This window comes from Citrobacter sp. Cb041 (assembly GCF_030336655.1).
GTDB classification, from domain to species: Bacteria; Pseudomonadota; Gammaproteobacteria; order Enterobacterales; family Enterobacteriaceae; genus Citrobacter; species Citrobacter braakii.
This window is the reverse complement of record NZ_JAOWDD010000034.1, coordinates 181,392-201,830: the sequence shown is the minus strand read 5'-3', so window position 1 is coordinate 201,830 and position 20,439 is coordinate 181,392. Positions and strand designations below refer to the sequence as shown.

20 protein-coding genes are annotated in these 20,439 nt (G+C 50.5%); 11 read left to right on the top strand and 9 right to left on the bottom strand.

What is annotated here, in order from left to right; translation table 11 throughout:
* Positions 1–7 precede the first annotated feature (7 nt).
* Positions 8–2,434, bottom strand: coding sequence for a selenate/tellurate reductase subunit YnfF (gene ynfF / locus OGV52_RS08625; RefSeq protein ID WP_049281794.1), 2,427 nt, complete (start codon positions 2,432–2,434; stop codon positions 8–10).
* Between the two features lie 148 nt (positions 2,435–2,582).
* On the bottom strand, positions 2,583–2,891 hold the full coding sequence (locus tag OGV52_RS08620) for a DUF1161 domain-containing protein (protein ID WP_103766286.1): 309 nt from the start codon (positions 2,889–2,891) through the stop codon (positions 2,583–2,585).
* A gap of 102 nt (positions 2,892–2,993) precedes the next feature.
* Here OGV52_RS08620 and OGV52_RS08615 point away from each other — a divergent pair, with 102 nt between their 5' ends.
* The gene (locus OGV52_RS08615) at positions 2,994–3,704 is read left to right on the top strand and encodes a YnfC family lipoprotein (RefSeq protein WP_029139534.1); all 711 of its coding nucleotides are present in this window, start codon (positions 2,994–2,996) and stop codon (positions 3,702–3,704) included.
* A gap of 7 nt (positions 3,705–3,711) precedes the next feature.
* On the opposite strand, the gene speG is transcribed toward OGV52_RS08615, so the two are convergent.
* A complete protein-coding gene (speG, locus tag OGV52_RS08610; protein ID WP_006684613.1) occupies positions 3,712–4,272 on the bottom strand; it encodes a spermidine N1-acetyltransferase in 561 nt (186 codons plus the stop codon).
* 35 nt (positions 4,273–4,307) lie between these two features.
* Positions 4,308–4,649, bottom strand: a complete 342-nt coding sequence (locus OGV52_RS08605; protein ID WP_016153054.1) for a DUF1283 family protein — start codon at positions 4,647–4,649, stop codon at positions 4,308–4,310.
* A 153-nt stretch (positions 4,650–4,802) separates the two neighbouring features.
* Here OGV52_RS08605 and OGV52_RS08600 point away from each other — a divergent pair, with 153 nt between their 5' ends.
* The 4 genes from OGV52_RS08600 (at position 4,803) to OGV52_RS08585 (ending at position 9,472) form a co-directional block, all read left to right on the top strand.
* A complete protein-coding gene (locus OGV52_RS08600) occupies positions 4,803–5,129 on the top strand; it encodes a YnfA family protein (protein WP_016153055.1) in 327 nt (108 codons plus the stop codon).
* 107 nt (positions 5,130–5,236) lie between these two features.
* The gene (gene rspA, locus OGV52_RS08595; protein WP_016153056.1) at positions 5,237–6,451 is read left to right on the top strand and encodes a starvation-sensing protein RspA; all 1,215 of its coding nucleotides are present in this window, start codon (positions 5,237–5,239) and stop codon (positions 6,449–6,451) included.
* Positions 6,452–6,511: 60 nt separating this feature from the next.
* Entirely contained in the window at positions 6,512–7,846 is a 1,335-nt protein-coding gene (locus tag OGV52_RS08590) for an MFS transporter (protein ID WP_049041486.1), read from the top strand.
* A 159-nt stretch (positions 7,847–8,005) separates the two neighbouring features.
* On the top strand, positions 8,006–9,472 hold the full coding sequence (locus OGV52_RS08585; protein ID WP_287108369.1) for a mannitol dehydrogenase family protein: 1,467 nt from the start codon (positions 8,006–8,008) through the stop codon (positions 9,470–9,472).
* Positions 9,473–9,546: 74 nt separating this feature from the next.
* On the opposite strand, the gene ydfZ is transcribed toward OGV52_RS08585, so the two are convergent.
* The 3 genes from ydfZ to ydfG all read right to left on the bottom strand — a co-directional run bounded on the left by ydfZ (position 9,547) and on the right by ydfG (position 11,458).
* Entirely contained in the window at positions 9,547–9,750 is a 204-nt protein-coding gene (ydfZ, locus tag OGV52_RS08580; protein ID WP_003032393.1) for a putative selenium delivery protein YdfZ, read from the bottom strand.
* A 188-nt stretch (positions 9,751–9,938) separates the two neighbouring features.
* Positions 9,939–10,625 (bottom strand): GntR family transcriptional regulator, encoded by a 687-nt coding sequence (locus OGV52_RS08575; RefSeq protein ID WP_287108368.1) that lies wholly within the window; start codon positions 10,623–10,625, stop codon positions 9,939–9,941.
* Positions 10,626–10,711: 86 nt separating this feature from the next.
* Entirely contained in the window at positions 10,712–11,458 is a 747-nt protein-coding gene (gene ydfG, locus OGV52_RS08570; RefSeq protein ID WP_016153061.1) for a bifunctional NADP-dependent 3-hydroxy acid dehydrogenase/3-hydroxypropionate dehydrogenase YdfG, read from the bottom strand.
* 137 nt (positions 11,459–11,595) lie between these two features.
* On the opposite strand from ydfG, the gene dcp reads away from it, so the two are divergent.
* Complete coding sequence (dcp, locus tag OGV52_RS08565; RefSeq protein WP_181632523.1) at positions 11,596–13,641, top strand: peptidyl-dipeptidase Dcp; 2,046 nt, start codon at positions 11,596–11,598, stop codon at positions 13,639–13,641.
* A 166-nt stretch (positions 13,642–13,807) separates the two neighbouring features.
* Here the strand turns inward: dcp and OGV52_RS23435 are convergent, their stop codons facing one another.
* Both OGV52_RS23435 and mgtS read right to left on the bottom strand, forming a co-directional pair.
* Positions 13,808–13,981, bottom strand: coding sequence for a YnfU family zinc-binding protein (locus OGV52_RS23435; protein WP_213083734.1), 174 nt, complete (start codon positions 13,979–13,981; stop codon positions 13,808–13,810).
* Between the two features lie 399 nt (positions 13,982–14,380).
* Positions 14,381–14,476, bottom strand: a complete 96-nt coding sequence (gene mgtS, locus OGV52_RS08560; RefSeq protein ID WP_003032406.1) for a protein MgtS — start codon at positions 14,474–14,476, stop codon at positions 14,381–14,383.
* Between the two features lie 486 nt (positions 14,477–14,962).
* On the opposite strand from mgtS, the gene urtA reads away from it, so the two are divergent.
* Genes urtA through urtE form a run of 5 tightly spaced genes read left to right on the top strand, consistent with a single transcriptional unit; the run spans position 14,963 to position 20,430 of the window.
* A complete protein-coding gene (gene urtA / locus OGV52_RS08555) occupies positions 14,963–16,234 on the top strand; it encodes an urea ABC transporter substrate-binding protein (protein ID WP_016156478.1) in 1,272 nt (423 codons plus the stop codon).
* Positions 16,235–16,277: 43 nt separating this feature from the next.
* The gene (gene urtB, locus OGV52_RS08550) at positions 16,278–17,852 is read left to right on the top strand and encodes an urea ABC transporter permease subunit UrtB (protein ID WP_287108367.1); all 1,575 of its coding nucleotides are present in this window, start codon (positions 16,278–16,280) and stop codon (positions 17,850–17,852) included.
* Entirely contained in the window at positions 17,852–18,925 is a 1,074-nt protein-coding gene (urtC, locus tag OGV52_RS08545) for an urea ABC transporter permease subunit UrtC (RefSeq protein WP_049281787.1), read from the top strand. The genes urtB and urtC overlap by 1 nt, the downstream gene beginning before the upstream one ends.
* Complete coding sequence (gene urtD, locus OGV52_RS08540) at positions 18,925–19,722, top strand: urea ABC transporter ATP-binding protein UrtD (protein WP_287108366.1); 798 nt, start codon at positions 18,925–18,927, stop codon at positions 19,720–19,722. Before urtC ends, urtD begins: the two co-directional genes overlap by 1 nt.
* A gap of 9 nt (positions 19,723–19,731) precedes the next feature.
* Positions 19,732–20,430 carry an urea ABC transporter ATP-binding subunit UrtE gene (gene urtE, locus OGV52_RS08535; protein ID WP_200049617.1) on the top strand — a complete coding sequence of 233 codons (699 nt, stop codon included), beginning with the start codon at positions 19,732–19,734 and terminating at the stop codon, positions 20,428–20,430.
* The last annotated feature ends 9 nt before the right edge of the window (positions 20,431–20,439 follow it).

Below are 20,439 nucleotides of genomic sequence, written 5' to 3'. Positions count from 1 at the left end.
TTAGTCCTTATGCCTTTTCAACCTGAACGAGATTACTGTGGGATGGATTCCCCTTCGCTAATGGAGAAGGTCGATGCGACGTGAGAATATTTATGGAACCACCATGATCGATCTGGTCGCCGAACATATCGGCATTGAGCCAGGCTCCTTGTCCGATGGCAGTGACGCCGGGCAAAATACGCGGTGTGACTTTCGCGCTGATCAGCATCTGGCCGATATTATTAAACACCCTAACTGTGTCGCCATTACGGATGCCGCGCGTCCTGGCATCGACGGGGTTTATCCAGATCTCCTGCGGGCAAGCCTGCTGTAAAACATCGATATTGCCGTAGCTGGAGTGGGTTCTCGCCTTATAGTGGAAACCCGTGAGCTGCAATGGATACGTTTTGCGCTTAGGATCGTCCCAACCGTCAAAGCCTGGTGCATAAGCTGGAAGAGGATGAACAATCTCATCGTCTTTGAGTTCCCATGTTTCTGCAATGGTTGCTAGCCGTTCAGAGTAAATCTCAATTTTCCCTGATGGCGTTTTCAATGGGTTAGCCCCAGGATCTTCTCTGAAAGAACGGAAAGCAACATAGTGTTCTTCGGGGCATTTTTTCTTGAAAATACCTGTCGTTTTCATTTCGTCGTAATCCGGCATTTCCGGGTTACGCTCTTTGGTCTTGGCATGCAGGTATTTCACCCATTCATGCTGCGTACGACCCTCGGTGAATTTTTGATATACATCCGGACCTAGACGTTTGGCGACTTCACTTAACATCCAGTAAATGGGTTTACGTTCAAATTTTGGCGATGTCGCAGGTTGACCAAGGATGACATAGCCCATGTTCCCGGCAGACTCGTGTGAGATGAGATCTTCTTGTTCAGTTGGCATCAGGTCAGGTAGCAGAATGTCGCAGTATTTTGCGGAGGCAGTCATAAAATGCTCAATACCGACGATCATTTCGCACTTGCTGTCATCCTGTAAGACATCATGGGTATGCGCGATATTGCCATGCTGGTTGATGAGCGTATTGCTGGCATAACACCAGATAAACTTGATAGGCACGTCCAGCTTATCTTTACCGCGAACACCGTCCTTGGTCGCGGTCATCTCTGCACCATGATCAATAGCATCCGTCCAGGTAAAGACTGATATCTGCGTTTTAACCGGGTTTTCTAGCATGGAGAACCATTCCACGCCCAGATCCCAGGTCCCTTCGCGCATCCCTGAGTTACCACCGTTTATCCCCACATTGCCGGTTAAAACGGAGAGCATCGCAATCGCGCGAGCGGTTTGTTCACCGTTGGAGTGACGCTGCGGTCCCCAACCCTGGCAGATATAAGCGGGTTTCGCTGCGCCGATTTCACGCGCTAACTGGATAATTTTCTCAGCCGGAATGCTGGTAATGTGGGAAGCCCAGTCCGGTGTTTTGGCTATCCCGTCTGGTCCATCGCCTAAAATATAGGCTTTATAGTGTGCATTCCGCGGTGCACTGGCGGGAAGAGTGGTTTCATCGAAGCCGACACAGTATTTATCAAGAAAAGGTTTATCAATCAGATCTTCGGTGATCAGTACCCAGGCGATCGCCGCAGCCAATGCAGCGTCAGTTCCTGGTCGGATAGGCAGCCATTCATCCTCACGACCAGCGGCAGTATCGTTATATCGAGGATCGATAACGATCATTCGTGCGTTAGAACGTTCGCGGGCTTGCTCAACATACCAGGTTACACCGCCGCCGCTCATACGGGTTTCGGCAGGGTTATTGCCAAACATGACGACCAGTTTTGTATTGGCGATGTCGTCAGGACTGTTGCCGTCGTTAGCACCAAACATATAACCCATTGCGGCGCTGATTTGCGCGGTACTATAACTACCGTAGCGGCTCAAATAGCCGCCGCAAGAATTCATCAGGCGGTAGGGGACGTTGGAGTTAGTAATATTCCCACCATCTACACCTGTACCGTACAGCACGTGAACCGCTTCGTTACCGTAATCCTGCAGGATCCGCTTCAAATTACCACTAATGGTGTCCAGTGCTTCATCCCAGGTGATCCTTTCAAATTTTCCTTCTCCACGCTTGCCTACACGTTTCATTGGATATTTTAGGCGGTCAGGGTGATTCATACGGCGACGGATCGATCGGCCACGCAAGCAGGCACGTACCTGATGATTACCGTAGGTATCATCGCCCGTTGTGTCCGACTCTACCCAATAGACGGAGTCATCCTTAACGTGCAGACGTAAAAGACAACGACTACCACAGTTAACGGTACAAGAACTCCAGACAACCTTCTCTTCAACGGGCTGTATCGCCTGCTGTACCGCTGCGGCGGCAGTGCGCATTCCGAAAGGTAACGACAGCCCACCCGCGGCAAGCGCCAGCGAACCCATTGCCGAGGATTTCACTAACGTCCTGCGGCTAATGCCTCCGTATTGCTCAGTTTTTGACATTACTCACCCCATTTTAGTTATCGCTATATATTAATTTCTATAACGAAATTAATAGCATGCTAATAATGGTTTGAGTTTACCCACTTATGGGTATGTCATCTTAATGCATATCAAACAGGAGTGACCCTCCGCGCACGGAGGGCGTGATTTATTGCGGTTCGGCGGCGTGCCCGTCCTGGGCAGGGGTGCTATTGGCTGGGGCATTGCCACTGTTGGTTCGGGTATAGAGAATTTTGTGCGTATCGTTTGCACAATGTCCCACGACCAGTGAATCAGGCTGATCGGCCTGATCGTTGGGGACAATGTTCAGCGTAAAGCTGGATTCAGCAACGCCATTATTAATGATGCGCTGTTCGATATCACTTTTCACGCGTTCACATGACGCCGGTGCCGCCAAGACCTGCGGGGACGCGACGGCCAGTAAGAGCGCGGCAATTCCTGTTATGTATTTCATCATCAGCTCCTTTATGATCGACCTGGACTAAGATTAGCATTTCTGGTGTAAATAACTGTATTTGCTAATATGATTGAGAATTATCTTCTTATCCCGGTGAAAAATGTGAAGAAAAAGATCTTATTAGGTTTCCTGTGCGTCGTGCTGGCCGGGTGTGATAACGCCAAAGGCCTGGATTCCTTTACGCCGGAAATGGCCAGTTTTTCCAATGAATTTGATTTCGATCCGCTGCGCGGGCCAGTAAAAGATTTCAGCCAGACGCTGCTTAATGACAAAGGTGAAGTCACCAAGCGCGTTGTCGGTACGCTCTCACAGGAAGGGTGCTTCGATACGCTTGAATTGCATGATATCGAAAGCAATACCGGCATGGCGCTGGTCCTGGATGCTAACTATTACCGGGACGCCAAAACGCTGGAAAAACGGATCCGCTTACAGGGTAAATGTCAGTTAGCAGAACTGCCTGCGGCGGGCGTGGTATGGGATACTGACGATAACGGTTTTGTCGTTTCCGCCACGGGAAAAGAGATGAAGGTGCAATATCGCTATGATGCGGAAGGTTACCCGCTGGGTAAAACCACCGTCAATAAGGACAATACCTTGCAGGTTGATGCCAAACCGTCGGTTGACCCGTTGAAGAAGCTGGATTACACCGCGGTAAGCCTGCTTAATAACCATCCGTTAGGTAATGTAAAACAAACGTGCAAGTATGATGACTATGCTAATCCGGTCAACTGCCAGCTTGTTATCGTTGACGAGAGCGTGAAGCCGGCAGTTGAACACCATTACTCGATTGAAAACACCATCGATTACTATTAGTCAGTCTTTATTGAGCGGTAGGTTGCAGCAGGTTGGGACCTGACGTTTTATGTTCTGCCAGATACTGCTGCTGGAAGATACACATGCGGATTGTGTTGCGGTATTGGCCGTTGATAAAGAATTCATGAATCAGTTCGCCTTCGACCATAAACCCGAGTTTACGGTAGATGTGGATGGCTTTTTCGTTCTCTTTATCAACGATCAGATACAGCTTATATAAGTTAAGTACGGTAAAGCCGTAATCCATCGCCAGCTTAGCAGCCCGGGAAGCCAAACCTTTGCCCTGATATTCCGGCGAAATAATGATCTGGAATTCTGCCCGGCGGTGCACATGGTTAATTTCAACCAGCTCCACCAGTCCGGCTTTTTCACCGTCGCATTCCACAACAAAGCGACGTTCACTTTGGTCGTGGATATGCTTGTCATACAGATCTGACAGCTCAACAAATGCTTCGTAAGGTTCTTCAAACCAGTAACGCATTACGCTGGCGTTGTTATCAAGCTGATGGACAAATCGTAAATCTTCACGCTCCAGCGGGCGCAGCTTAACACTGAGGGCGCTAGTCATATCGTATCCTTTCAATATCTTTCAAAGTGCAATCATTATGGGGCAACGGTGCGGCCAGTGCGGCGGTCGAGGCAGCGCAGGGTGTTGGGCTCCCAGTACGCATTAATATTAGCGCTCTGTTCGCACTTATCACGGCTATCGAAAGCAGCGTCGGTTTTGTCCCACTCTTTCTCTGCACGCTTGTTGACCTTCTGGCGTAGCTGACGCGTATCGTTCCATTGTTCCTTTTCCATTGCTGCCTGTTGACGACTTTGCGCACTGTCCCCGGATTCAATGATCAGTTTACTGGTTTCAGCAAATGCGGAAGAGGTGTACACAGCCGCAGCCAGCGTCAGCATAGCCGTCAGGCACAGGCGTTTGGTCAGTGTAATATTCATGGCGAATTCCTTTTATGGGAAAGGGGAAAAACAATAAAACAGGGTTAAATTCTACACTATTCCGGCTTGCGGGCATACCCACTCAGCGGAGATGGATACGCTAACGACATTCTGTCGTATCATGGTTAAACCGAAGGTAACTGAATAACATCAATGCTTAAGACCACATTCCTTTTTTTCATCACCGCGTTATGCGAAATCATTGGCTGCTTTTTACCCTGGCTCTGGCTTAAGCGAGGGGCTACGGCCTGGCTGCTGATACCCGCCGGGATGTCACTGGCCTTATTCGTCTGGTTACTGACGCTGCATCCGGCAGCAAGCGGGCGTGTGTACGCGGCCTATGGTGGAGTTTACGTGGTGACAGCGTTGCTTTGGCTACGTATTGTTGACGGCGTAAAACTTAGCCTGTACGACTGGTCAGGCGCGCTGGTGGCATTGTGCGGCATGCTGATTATTGTGGCTGGGTGGGGGCGCGCATAGCGCCTTTTTTGTGATCAATCAGCGTTTTTTTGATCTTCATACTTGTATGGTAGTAGCTCAGTTGGGTAAATTTCCTGCATCACAAGAACAAATGCAAGGAATAAGAGATGAAGATTGTTGGGGCTGAAGTGTTTGTCACCTGTCCGGGGCGTAATTTTGTCACGTTGAAAATTACCACAGACGATGGGATCACTGGGCTGGGAGATGCGACGTTAAACGGACGCGAGTTATCCGTAGCGTCCTATCTGAAAGATCATGTTTGTCCGCAGCTGATTGGTCGCGATGCGCACCGAATTGAGGACATCTGGCAGTTTTTCTACAAAGGCGCGTACTGGCGTCGTGGTCCGGTCACCATGTCGGCGATTTCCGCGGTGGATATGGCATTGTGGGACATCAAAGCGAAAGCGGCGAATATGCCGTTGTACCAGCTGCTCGGCGGCGCATCTCGTGAAGGCGTTATGGTTTACTGTCACACCACAGGCCATACCGTTGATGACGTACTCGAAGATTATGCGCGCCATAAAGAGATGGGCTTTAAAGCAATTCGCGTGCAGTGCGGCGTGCCGGGTATGAAAACCACTTACGGTATGTCTAAAGGCAAAGGACTGGCCTACGAACCCGCCACCAAAGGGCAGTGGCCAGAAGAGCAGTTATGGTCAACGGAGAAGTACCTCGATTTCACACCAACACTGTTTGAAGCCGTGCGCGACAAGTTTGGTTTCAACGAACATCTTCTGCACGATATGCACCACCGTCTGACGCCAATTGAAGCGGCCCGTTTTGGCAAAAGCATCGAGCAATACCGTCTGTTCTGGATGGAAGACCCAACCCCAGCTGAAAACCAGGAATGCTTCCGCCTGATCCGCCAGCATACGGTCACGCCGATTGCGGTAGGGGAAGTTTTCAACAGCATCTGGGACTGCAAACAGCTTATCGAAGAGCAATTGATCGACTATATCCGCACCACCATCACCCATGCGGGCGGTATCACTGGCATGCGTCGAATTGCCGATTTTGCGTCGCTGTATCAGGTACGTACCGGTTCGCATGGACCTTCCGATCTGTCCCCAGTATGCATGGCCGCTGCGTTGCACTTTGATCTGTGGGTGCCGAACTTCGGCGTACAGGAGTATATGGGGTATTCCGAGCAAATGTTGGAAGTGTTCCCGCACAACTGGACCTTTGATAACGGCTATATGCATCCAGGAGACAAACCAGGTCTTGGGATCGAGTTTGACGAAAAGCTGGCGGCGAAATATCCGTATGACCCTGCATATCTGCCTGTTGCTCGTCTGGAAGATGGCACGTTGTGGAACTGGTAAATATAAATTTTACGTACGAAAGATGTTGATTAACTCAATACCCTACAGAAGGTAAAACTTATGGTTAGTTCAGTCGATATTAAAAATAACGTAGATAATAAACCCATTATTCGCAGAGTGGCTTCAGCCTCCGCAATTGGTACTGCTGCCGAATACTATGACTTCTTTGCATATGGGACAGCAGCCGTACTCTTTTTTGGTCATTTATTTTTCCCAAGTGACGATCCGTTAATTAGTACGCTGGCTGCTTTTGCAACCTATGCCGTTGGTTTCCTGGCTAGACCATTAGGAGGAATTGTCTTTGGGCATATTGGCGATAAGGTCGGGCGCAAAAAAGCACTGGTTATTACTATATTAATCGTTGGCTTAGGGACATTCTGTATTGGGTTGTTACCTACATATGAAAAAATAGGTGTATGGGCTCCAGCTTTACTTATATTTATTCGTGTATTACAGGGCTTTGGTGTTGGAGGAGAACAAGCCGGTGCAGTATTGATGACTGCTGAATATTCTGAGCCCAAACATCGTGGATTTTTTTCGAGTTGGGTTCAAATCGGTGCCCCAGTTGGTTTTCTTCTGCCGTTAGCACTCTTTGCGTTGTTAAATGCCACACTTTCTCCAGAGGCAATGATGGATTACGGGTGGCGTATACCGTTCCTGTTAAGTCTGTTGCTGGTTATTGTTGGGTTATTTATCCGCTTAAAAATTGATGAATCACCAGTCTTTGCTCAGATTAGGGAGACAAAAGCAGAAGAATCACGTCCATTAGTTGAAGTTATCCGTGATTTTCCGGGAATTGTCGTTAAGGGAGTATGTGCGAAGCTGATTGAGGCTTGCACATTTGCAATGTTTACAGTGATTGTCCTTGCATACGGTAAGGCAAACAATCTCGATGCAAATATCTTGATGGAGACAATGATTGTTGCGGTGATTATAGAAATAATTGCAATACCGATGATGGGCTCGCTATGCGATAAAATTGGGCGTAAACCAGTTTATATTATCGGCGCATTGCTCCAGGTTGTTATGATTATTCCTTTCTTCCTTGCAATCAATCAGGATAGCTTTTGGCTTACGCAAATAGTAATGATCCTGGTACTGAGCGTTGGGCATAGTATGTGTTATGCACCTCAGGCATCTTATTTCCCAGAGCTTTTCCCGACTCATATTCGCTGTAGCGGAATAGCATTAATTTGGCAGTTGGGATCGCTAATTGGTAGTGGGATTCTTGGTTTAGTAGCAGTAAAAATTCTGCAAGTAACTGGTGGACATTATTATGGACTCGCAACCTATGTGATTGTACTTGGCGTCATCTCAGTTATTGGTTTGCTGATGATGCCGGAAACTGCACCGCAAAGGCTTAAACGTGAATACCAGCAGTGGCAGAAACATTAATATCCTTTGGCGGCAATATGCCGCCAAATTTACCTTTTATGGTACACAGCTTTAAGTGATGTCATACCAATCATAAAAAGCTTAATGCAAATCAAAACATACAACCATACAGGCGTTACTCTGAATCAATCCTGATTTCATTGATAAGTAGGTCATACCATGCAAAACAAGCTCTTAACGGCACAGGCTGCACTTCCCGACTACGATCGTACAAAACTGGTCCCGCGTATTGTTCATCTGGGGTTTGGCGCATTTCACCGCGCACATCAGGGGGTTTACGCTGACATTCTCGCTGCAGATCACGGCAGTGACTGGGGCTATTGCGAAGTGAACCTGATTGGCGGCGAGCAGCAGATTGCCGATCTGAAACAGCAAGATAACCTGTATACCGTTGCAGAAATGTCCGCAGATGCTTGGACTGCAAGAGTCGTGGGCGTGGTGAAAAATGCGCTGCATGCGCAGGTTGATGGGCTGGAAAGCGTACTGGCTGCGATGAGTGAACCGCAGGTTGCGATTGTTTCTCTGACCATTACCGAGAAAGGGTATTGCCATTCTCCGGCGACCGGTCAATTGATGTTAGACAACCCGATGATTGCTGCCGATCTACAAAATCCAAAACAGCCAAAAACTGCGGCAGGCGTTGTGGTTGAGGCGCTTGCACGCCGCAAAGCTGCGGGTTTAGCCGCCTTTACCGTGATGTCCTGCGACAACATGCCGGAAAACGGTCATGTAATGCGCAATGTTGTCACCGCGTATGCCCGGGCGGTGGATGCGGAACTGGCTGCGTGGATCGAACAACATGTCACATTCCCGTCGACAATGGTTGACCGCATTGTCCCTGCTGTTACCCAGGATACGCTGGACAAAATTGAACACATTACCGGCGTACGCGACCCGGCAGGCGTGGCATGTGAACCGTTCCGTCAGTGGGTTATTGAAGATAAGTTTGTCGCTGGTCGCCCTGAATGGGAGAAGGCGGGAGCGGAGCTGGTTGCTGATGTCATTCCGTTTGAAGAGATGAAACTGCGTATGCTCAACGGCAGCCACTCTTTCCTTGCTTATCTGGGTTATCTGGCGGGATATCAGCACATTAACGATTGCATGGGCGATGAAAATTATCGCCTCGCCGCGCGCGCGCTGATGTTGCAGGAACAAGCGCCCACGTTAAAAGTGAAAGGAGTGGATCTTCCGCACTATGCCGATCTGTTAATTGAGCGCTACAGCAACCCGGCACTGCGTCATCGCACCTGGCAGATCGCGATGGACGGCAGTCAAAAACTGCCGCAGCGTATGCTGGACTCCATTCGCTGGCACATTGTGCACGGTAGCCACTTTGAACTGCTGGCGCTGGGCGTAGCTGGCTGGATGCGTTACGTCGGCGGTGTGGATGATCAGGGCCAGGCGATTGAAATCAGCGATCCGCTGTTACCGGTGATCCAGAAAGCGGTGCATAGCAGTAACGAGGGCGAAGATCGTGTCCAGGCGCTGCTGGCGATCGATGCTATTTTTGGTCGTGAACTGCCGCAGGTAGAATTGTTCAAGAATCAGGTCACACAAGCCTATCTTGCTTTACTGGCTGAAGGGGCGAAGGCAACCGTTGCGAAGTATGCTGCAAAACTGAAGTAACGAGAACATCATTTAAGTCGCCATCTGGCTATAAACGGGCCAGATGGCGCATTGTTTTCTGGCATTCACACCAATTAGTTCATGCCCAAACGAATCAGTTCGAGGGGGGCATATTTACCTTCACACCCTTCGATTTCCACTGTTTTCCCGCGGCGAATTTGCTCAGCGGTCAGGCCATCGGTATCTATCGCTGTAATGCGGCCTGTAAGTCCGGTGTCGCTAATCATGACGCGGCTGCCAGTGGTGATTGCGTTACGGTTACGATCGTATGTTTTCATGGTGTTTTCTCCTTTCCAACTTACCGTCAAAGCCCGTGGGCTCTAGTCCCACGTAACGGGCGCAATATAAATACGCTTCTCGTTAATGATTTTTTTTGTTTTCGATCAAAATCACAGCTTTTTTTATGCAGATGTGCGGGAGAGGGGAAGGCAGGAGAAACTCACCTCGGTGTGAGGTGAGCGTAATATTAATCTTCGCTGAACCAGTCGCTATTTTCCTGACGGATTAGCTGAACGGACTCACCAATTTCCTGGAGATGCAGCATCATTGCGCGCTCAACGGCATCGCCATCATGTTTCTCAAGTGCGGTAAAAATATCGTGATGCTGACGCAGCAGCATTTCAGGCGGAGAGATATGATCCAGGCTCATATAACGAACGCGGTCAATCGTGGCCTTAATATTCTCAACGGTGTCCCAGGCGAGCTGGCACTCGGCGATTAAAGCCAGTTTCTGATGAAATTCGTCATCAAGCAGGAAGAAATCATTGATTTGTTTTCGATCAATCGCAATGCGCTGCTGATGCAGATTTTGTTCGAGCTGATAGGACTGTTTATCGGTGATCAGTGATGCGGCGCGGCGGACCACGGCACATTCAATTGCCTGGCGAACAAAACAGCCGTTTTGCACCTGCGACAGCGAAATTTTGTTTACGTAGCTGCCACGCTGCGGGCGGATCTGAATCAGACCGTTCTCTGCCAGTTTGATGAATGCTTCTCGTACCGGCTGGCGTGACACATTAAAGCGTACGGAAACCTCTTTCTCCGACAGCGGCGTACCGGGTGCAATCAGACAGTGCACGATATCACGACGAAGAATACGGTAAATCTGTTGATTTACCGGTTGTGTAGGGTTGAGCTGCGTTTCTACGGTCATTCATTCTTACTTTTTAGAGAGTTAACCCGGAGATCTTATCACTTATTTCAGGCTATCTATACCCGGCGCAAGGCCGGGCAGAGAAATTAGCTCCGATGAATACTCAGTCCGGCAAAAGACTGTGTGACAGGCATCATTTCAAGGGTGTTAATGTTGACATGAGCGGGTAAGGACGCCACCCACCATACCGCTTCTGTAACATCTTGCGGGGTCAGCGCAGTGGTATTTTCGTAGGCTTTTTCAGCTTTAGCGTCATCGCCTTTAAAACGTACGTTAGAGAATTCCGTACCGCCAACCAGACCAGGTTCAATGTCGGTAACGCGAATCGCAGTGCCGTGTAAGTCAGTACGTAAATTCAGGCTAAACTGGCGAACAAACGCTTTGGTCGCACCGTAGACGTTCCCACCAGCGTATGGCCAACTGCCCGCGGTAGAACCGATATTGATAATATGACCGCGGTTGCGCTCAACCATGCCTGGCAGAACGGCACGGGTCATATAAACCAGGCCTTTGTTGTTGGTGTCGATCATATTTTCCCAGTCTTCAACGCTGGCCTTGTGGGCTGGCTCAAGGCCCAGCGCCAGACCCGCGTTGTTGACCAGAACATCAATATCGCGCCATTCAGCGGGTAAGGCGTTCAGCATCTCTTCAATTGATGCACGATTACGTACGTCCAGTTGCGCGGTATAGAGGCGGTCACCCAGCTCATCTTTGAGTTCCTGCAGGCGCTCCTGGCGGCGTCCGGTGGCAATAACTTTATGCCCATTCTCAATAAAACGACGCGTAATGCACTCACCAAAACCTGCGGTTGCTCCGGTTACTAAAACGATCATCTCACTGTTCCTCAACGCTTTTTATGTAGTACTACCATAGCACGTCATTTCCGTTCAGAGCTATTCCTGCTTAACGCGATTGCGGTCGATTCCCGGGAAGTCTACTCTGGTAAACAAATCGTTTTCAGGAGTGAAAGATGTCGTTAACGAATCCATTTTTACACCACAGCACATTGCCGTATCAGGCGCCGCAGTTTGATCAGATCGACGTGCAGCATTATCGTCCAGCGTTTGATGAAGGCGTGCGGCAAAAACGCGCCGAGATCGACGCTATTGTGCAAAACTCACAGGTTCCTGATTTTGCTAATACGTTGCTGGCGCTTGAACAAAGCGGAGTGCTGCTCACGCGTGTGACCAGCGTTTTCTTCGCGATGACGGCGGCGCACACCAACGATGAACTACAGCGCCTTGACGAAGAGTTTTCCGCAGAGCTGGCGAACCTTGCCAATGATATTTATCTCAATGGCGCGCTTTTCGCCCGTGTCGAAGCTGTCTGGCAGAGGCGTGGTACGTTAAGTCTGGATAGCGAATCAATACGTCTGCTGGAGGTCGTGTATCAGCGTTTTGTACTGGCCGGCGCCCGTCTGAACGAGACCGATAAAGCCAAACTTAAAGCGCTCAATACGGAGTCCGCCACGCTGACCAGCCAGTTCAATCAACGGTTGCTGGCAGCAAACACGTCAGGTGCTATGGTGGTGGATGATATCCGGCATCTGGAGGGGCTGAGCACAGAAGAAATTGCCGTTGCCGCCGAAGCTGCAAGGGCGAAAGGGCTTGAAGCGCGTTGGGTTATCCCGCTATTAAACACAACACAGCAACCGGCGCTTGCGGTTTTACGCGATCGTCAGACCCGCGAAAAACTGTTCACCCGCGCATGGACGCGGGCTGAAAATGATGATGGCAACGACACGCGAGCTATTATTCAGCGACTGGTAGCAATCCGGATGCAGCAGGCGCAACTGCTTGGTTTTGCCAATTACGCAGCCTGGAAAATTGCCGACCAGATGGCAAAAACGCCGGAAGCGGCACTGACATTTATGCGATCTATTGTTCCAGCCGCGCGGGCGCGGGCGTTGGATGAGCAGGCTGAAATCCAGAACGTTATCTTTCAAGAACACGAGTCGTTTAGCGCCGAGGCCTGGGACTGGTCGTTTTATGCCGAGCAGGTCCGTCGTGAGAAATATGACCTTGATGAGGCACAGCTCAAACCTTACTTTGCCCTTGATTCGGTGCTGAACGAGGGCGTTTTCTGGACGGCCAATCAACTCTTTGGCATCAAATTCGTTGAACGATTCGATATTCCGGTTTATCACCCGGATGTTCGGGTATGGGAAATATTCGATCATGATGGCGTAGGGTTGGCGCTATTTTACGGTGATTTCTTTGCCCGGGAATCAAAAAGCGGCGGAGCCTGGATGGGCAATTTTGTCGAGCAATCGCTGCTTAACGAAACCAGACCGGTTATTTACAACGTCTGTAATTATCAAAAACCAGCACAGGATCAGCCTGCATTGCTGCTGTGGGATGATGTTATTACGCTATTTCATGAATTTGGACATACATTGCACGGTCTGTTCGCCACTCAGCGTTATGCCACGCTTTCTGGAACCAACACTCCGCGTGATTTTGTCGAGTTTCCTTCACAGATCAACGAACACTGGGCGAGCCATCCTCAGGTCTTTGCCCGTTTTGCCCGACATGTTGATACCGGGGAGCAAATGCCGCAGGCATTGCGGGATAAAATGCAGCGGGCCAGTCTGTTTAACAAAGGTTACGACATGACCGAACTGCTCAGCGCTGCATTGCTGGATATGCGCTGGCACTCTCTGGAGTTGAGCGAGTCATCTCATCCGGTCGATCAATTTGAACAGCAGGCGCTGGCGGCGGAAGGTTTGGATCTCAAGGCCGTGCCGCCGCGTTATCGCAGCAGTTATTTTGCCCATATCTTCGGTGGCGGTTATGCCGCAGGTTATTATGCCTATCTGTGGACGCAAATGTTGGCCGATGACGGCTATCAGTGGTTCGTAGAGCAGGGCGGATTAACCCGTGAAAACGGACAGAAATTCCGCGAAGCAATTTTGTCCCGCGGAAACAGCACTGATTTAACTGAACTTTATCGCCAGTGGAGCGGGCGTGAACCGCGCATGGAACCCATGCTGGAACATCGTGGCTTGAGCGCTTAAGACTGGTCAGCCAGAAAATTGAACCGGGCGTGGTGCCCGGTTGTTAGCTGGATTTTTTCTTCAGCAAAATGAATCGTTGTTGGGTATTGATGCCTTGCATCTCATAGAGACGCTCGGGTAGGGAGTGCTGCTGGTGAAAGGTCGGCATTGTTTTCCTGTTCTTACGTTACTTGACTGGTTTGCTTTGGGAAGGAAGGTAGGTATTGCCGCAGTTGGGGCAGACTAACGTTATGTTGTTTTTTATTCTCGACAGGCTGTGCATTGACTGGCGGCAGCAGTGAGGACAGGTACTTTTCACTGGTCGTAAAGTACGCATCTTAATATCTTTGAGTATCGACATATTGATTGTCCTTGTGATGGGGTGCTTACCATACACTATGAAGCAATAAATAGCTCATTTTATAACCATTGCGATGACATGGATTACTGTACGGTTTGCAAGAATCTTATGAGCGGCCAACATGTCTTATAGAAAGTAGTTACGTTTCGTTTAACGTTCATTGGGGTTGTCGATGATAGATTAGCCAACTATCCGTTATCTTCGCAGGGAATTGCCAGGTAGCGTATAAAAGCAAAACACAAATCTATCCATGCAAGCATTTACCGCTGGTTTATCCGGCGGTTTTTTTTATCTGTACATCAGGGAAAAGGTGCCGGGAGGGGGAATTCAGGTAAAAAAATGGCCCCTTGTGCAGCTACGCAGCAAGGGGCCGGGTCGGTTCAGGACTATCTCCGTTCATCAATCATCCCATCTGTGGCTAAAATACGCGGCCAGGAAACCGGAAAATAAAATAATTCCCAGAACAGCCATAAAAATATTCATATTACCCAGCATAGTAAATGCTCCTTTATTTGTGAGTTTCCTCTCTTACCTTAAGTTCACCTCGCTTATGACTATAGTAGCAATTCAATCTTAAACAAAGGCTGAACTGTGTGATTATTTCGGCGGAAAAGTAAAATTTTGACGTGATTACGTCGGGAAAAATAAATAATAGTGACAAGGCACGGTTGTCTGCGAACAAATAACCATGTTTTTATATCGGGGCGCGCCGTTGTGACCGTGTGTTACAGACACAGATTGTTGCACGTTTATAATGCAGAGTTGTCTCATTGTGGTTCAATGTTTCACGCGATTAATCCTTCTGGCGGCAAAAATTAATACTGATTTTTGTGTCTAAAATTCTAATTCATTGATTTTATATGATGTTTTAATATCTGGCATCGTTTTTGCCTTATCACTTCTGAATACCCTTAATTTGCACCGTTTTGTCTGCCCGGCTGCACCGGAGCTTTCAACAAGACTAATTTCAGGAGTGAAACTATGCAGCGTCGTACATTTTTAAAAGCTTTTGCGCTTTCCGCCTCTGTTGTCGCAATGGGAATGAGTTTTAGTGTTCAGGCGGCCGACACTATTAAGGTTGGCATCATGCATTCGTTATCCGGCACCATGGCTATTTCCGAAACGCCGCTGAAAGATGTGGCGTTGATGACTATTAATGAAATCAATGCGCAGGGCGGTGTGTTGGGCAAAAAGCTGGAACCGGTGGTGGTTGACCCAGCCTCGAACTGGCCGTTATTTGCTGAAAAAGCACGTCAGTTACTGAGCCAGGACAAGGTAGCGGCGGTTTTCGGCTGCTGGACATCGGTTTCGCGTAAATCGGTTTTACCGGTATTTGAAGAATTGAACGGTCTGCTGTTTTACCCGGTGCAATATGAAGGTGAGGAGATGTCGCCTAACGTCTTCTATACCGGCGCTGCGCCTAATCAGCAGGCGATCCCGGCGGTTGAGTATCTGATGAGTGAGGACGGCGGCAGCGCTAAGCGCTTCTACCTGCTGGGTACGGACTATGTCTATCCGCGTACGACTAACAAAATTTTACGCGCCTTTTTGCATTCGAAAGGCGTGGCCGATAAAGACATCGAAGAGGTGTATACCCCATTCGGACACAGCGATTACCAGACCATTGTTGCCAGTATTAAAAAATTCGCCGCAGGAGGAAAAACGGCGGTGGTATCGACCATCAACGGGGATTCTAACGTTCCATTCTATAAAGAGTTAGCGAACCAGGGCCTGAAAGCCACGGATGTTCCGGTGGTGGCATTCTCTGTGGGTGAGGAGGAGTTGCGCGGTATCGATACTAAACCGCTGGTGGGCAACCTGGCTGCGTGGAACTACTTTGAGTCTGTAGATAATGCGGCCAACAAGAAGTTCGTCGCGGATTACCGGGCGTATGCTAAAGCGCATAAGCTGCCGAATGCTGATTCGGTGGTGACCAACGACCCTATGGAAGCCACTTATGTTGGCCTGCATATGTGGGCGCAGGCAGTAGAAAAAGCCGGAACTACCGATGTGGATAAAGTCCGGGCGGCTATGGCAGGACAATCATTCGCGGCACCATCAGGATTTACCCTGACCATGGATGCGACCAACCATCACCTGCATAAACCCGTCATGATTGGCGAGATTGAAGGCAACGGCCAGTTTAACGTGGTGTGGCAAACCGAAGCGCCGGTTCGCGCCCAGCCGTGGAGTCCATATATCGCTGGTAATGATAAAAAATCTGAACAGCCCGTTAAAACCGCCAGCAACTGATCTTACGCCCTCCTGCGGGAGGGCAACGCTTTGGAGAATGCTCATGAAAGCCATGCGCTTTATTCGTGGTGTGTTGTTGCTGACGTGGCTTTTGCCGTGGATAGCGCAGGCCGCAGATGCCGATACCTTTACTGCCGCCAACCGGACTCAGCAGGCCGCCTTACTTGAACAATGGTCGGTAAAACCCGACGTTCAACGCTTGCCGGTGCTCAAAGCGCTGAGTGATGAGAACCTGCTGACAGATAACGCGAAAAACGCGTTTATCATGAACGGCTCGCACGTACAACCGCTAGGAATGGCGGCAGGTCCGAACGGCGAGCTAAAAAAAATCCGCCTGACTAACCGCCTGCGTAATCTGGTTGCCGGAACCTTGGCCGTCCACCAGCTCTTAAGTGACAGTGTCACGCAAAGGGGCGGGGCAGCGCATACATTACAGCGTGAGGCCCAGCCGGGGATGCTGCCGTTTTTGCAGCAACGACTGGCCCAGGAGCCGGATGCTGACGTGAAATCCTTACTGGCTATTGCACTGGCAAACCTGCAACTGACCAGCACCTCGCCTGAGATCAGACGTCAGGCAATCGAACTGCTAGGGGCGTCGAACGATCCTGAAACCCAGGCGCGTCTGCAGCCATTCACCCATGCTGAACATGAACCTGATGCCCGCGTTCGTGCTGCCGCTGACGAAAGCCTGAATGCCATCGCGCATCGCATGAAGGTTGGCGATCTTCTTGGACAGGCATTTATGGGATTGTCGCTAGGCTCCATTTTGCTGCTGGCGGCATTGGGTCTGGCGATAACCTACGGCTTACTTGGCGTCATTAATATGGCGCATGGTGAGATGTTAATGCTCGGCGCTTACGGTACCTGGATGGTGCAACAGCTGATGGGCCAGTTTTTCCCGCAATGGTTGGCCTGGTATCCGGTTATTGCGCTTCCGGTCGCCTTTTTGCTTACCGCTGGGGTTGGAATGCTACTCGAGCGCGGAGTGATCCGCCATTTATACGGGCGCCCGCTCGAAACCCTGCTGGCAACGTGGGGGATCAGTCTGATGCTTATCCAGTTGGTGCGTATGTCCTTCGGCGCGCAAAACCTTGAAGTCGCTAATCCGGATTGGCTTTCCGGGGGCATTCAGGTTTATGCCAATCTGATTTTGCCGTGGAACCGAATTGTGGTGCTTGGCTTTGCCATTCTGGTGCTGTTCTTCACCTGGCTGTTGTTGAATAAAACCCGTCTCGGGCTGCGCGTACGTGCGGTGACGCAAAATCGCAATATGGCGGCCTGCTGCGGCGTACCTACCGGACGTGTGGATATGCTGGCCTTTGGTCTTGGTTCAGGGATTGCCGGACTGGGGGGCGTAGCGCTCTCGCAGTTAGGCAACGTAGGACCGGAGCTGGGGCAAAGCTACATTATTGATTCGTTTCTGGTGGTGGTGCTGGGCGGCGTGGGACAACTCGCGGGGAGTGTAGCCGCTGCGTTTGGGCTTGGGATCTTCAACAAAATTCTTGAGCCTCAGGTGGGAGCGGTTCTCGGTAAGATTATGATTCTGGTGCTGATTATTTTGTTTATTCAGAAACGTCCTCAGGGGCTGTTCGCGTTGAAAGGGAGGGTTATTGACTGATGACGATGCCAATGACATTAACGCTGGCGCGTAAAGCGCCACGCGCGACACGCGTCCTGGGGCTGGGTTTACTGCTGGCGCTGATTATTCTGCCGTTTCTGGCGCTGTTACCTGCGGATCATCCGCTGGCCATATCGGTGTGGACATTGACTCTGGCCGGGAAAATTCTCTGCTATGCCATTGTGGCGGTGGCGCTGGATCTGGTGTGGGGCTATGCGGGAATGCTCTCGCTGGGCCACGGTATTTTCTTTGCGCTGGGGGGATATGCGATGGGAATGTATCTGATGCGCCAGGCTTCCGGCGAAGGATTACCGGCCTTTATGTCGTTTCTGTCGTGGACCGAGCTGCCCTGGTTTTGGTGGGGAACGCAACATTTTATCTGGGCGATGTTGTTGGTTGTGCTGGTGCCGGGCCTGCTGGCGCTGGTATTTGGCTGGTTTGCCTTCCGTTCAAAAATCAAAGGGGTCTATTTCTCCATCATGACTCAGGCCCTGACTTTCGCCGGAATGTTACTGTTTTTCCGCAACGAAACCGGCTTTGGGGGAAATAACGGTTTTACCGGTTTTACCACCATTTTGGGATTTCCGGTAACCGCGACCTCAACCCGTATCGCACTGTTTCTGGCGACGGTCATACTGCTGGTGCTGGCAATATGGCTGGGACTGGCGCTATCCCGCAGTAAGTTTGGTCGAATTCTCACTGCCGTGCGCGACGCCGAGAACCGACTGATGTTCTGTGGTTACGATCCGAAAGGTTTCAAGCTGCTGGTGTGGACGCTTTCCGCCGTGCTGTGCGGCCTGGCGGGGGCGTTGTATGTTCCGCAGGTGGGAATCATTAACCCCAGCGAAATGTCGCCGACCAACTCGATAGAAGCGGCGATTTGGGTTGCCCTCGGCGGGCGTGGAACCCTGATTGGCCCGGTATTTGGCGCCGTACTGGTGAACGGCGCTAAAAGCCTGTTTACCGTCATTATGCCGGAATACTGGCAACTGTTTCTTGGCCTGATCTTTATTGGCGTTACGCTGTTTTTACCTCGTGGTGTGATGGGTCTGTTTCGCAAGGGAGACAAATAATGCAGCCAGATGAAGGGCTTTTTACTCGCCAGATGCCAGGCGATCGGTTTCGCAACCAAACGGACCCGGTGCTCCAGTTGGAAAAAATTAACGTTAACTTCGATGGCTTCCAGGCGTTAACGGATCTCACGCTCAATATTGGCGTTGGGGAGCTGCGTTGCATCATTGGTCCCAACGGTGCCGGAAAAACGACGCTAATGGATGTTATTACCGGCAAAACCAGGCCGCAAAGTGGTCGGGCGATATACGATCAGTCGACCGATTTAACAACGCTGGATCCCATCGCTATTGCACGTCAGGGAATTGGGCGGAAGTTTCAGAAACCCACGGTGTTTGAAGCGTTAACGGTGGAGGAAAATCTGGAGCTGGCGCTGAAAAGCGATAAATCTGTCTGGGGCTCTTTACGGGCACGCCTCACCGGCGAACAACGGGATCGTACAGATGAAATACTGGCGCTGTTGCGGCTGGGCAACGAGCGGGCCCGCCGCGCCGGGCTGCTTTCTCACGGGCAAAAACAGTTTCTCGAAATTGGCATGCTGTTGGTACAGGAGCCGCATTTACTGCTGCTGGATGAACCCGCGGCGGGCATGACGGATGCGGAGACGGAATACACTGCGGAGCTGTTTCGTAAGCTTGCCGGGAAGCACTCGCTGATGGTTGTTGAGCACGATATGGGATTTGTCGAAACCATTGCCGATCGCGTCACGGTCTTACACCAGGGACGCGTTCTGGCTCAGGGAAGTCTGCGCGAAGTGCAGGCCAACGAGCAGGTTATTGAAGTTTATCTCGGGCGTTAAGGAGCACAGATGTTGCAGGTGAAAGAACTGAATCAATATTATGGTGGCAGCCATATTCTGCGAGGTGTGAACTTTGAGGCGCATATCGGCGAGGTGACATGTCTGCTGGGGCGTAACGGCGTGGGGAAAACGACGCTTCTTAAGTGCCTGATGGGGCTTATTCCTGCCCGCAGTGGGAGTGTGCTCTGGCAGGAGAAAAATGTCACTCACTGGAAGCCGCATCAGCGGGTCAGGGCCGGTGTGGCGTATGTACCACAGGGTCGCGATATTTTCCCGCGACTGACGGTAGAAGAGAACCTGCTGCTCGGCCTTTCCCGTTTTTCAGCACAGGAGGCCAGACGTGTGCCGGATGATATCTATGCGCTCTTTCCGGTGCTACAGGAGATGAAACATCGGCGGGGCGGAGATTTGTCCGGCGGGCAACAGCAACAACTGGCGATTGGACGAGCGCTGGCCAGTCGCCCGCAGTTGTTGATCCTCGATGAGCCCACGGAGGGGATCCAGCCGTCAGTGATTAAAGAAATTGGGCAGGTGATTTCTCAACTGGCGCACCGGGGTGACATGGCCATTTTGCTGGTGGAGCAGTTCTATGATTTTGCGCAGCAACTGGCCGACAAATACTTACTCATGTCGCGAGGCAGCATTATTCAAAGCGGTGACGGTAAAAATATGGAATCCGACGGCGTTCGAGGGCTGGTCGCCATTTGAGATTCGCGA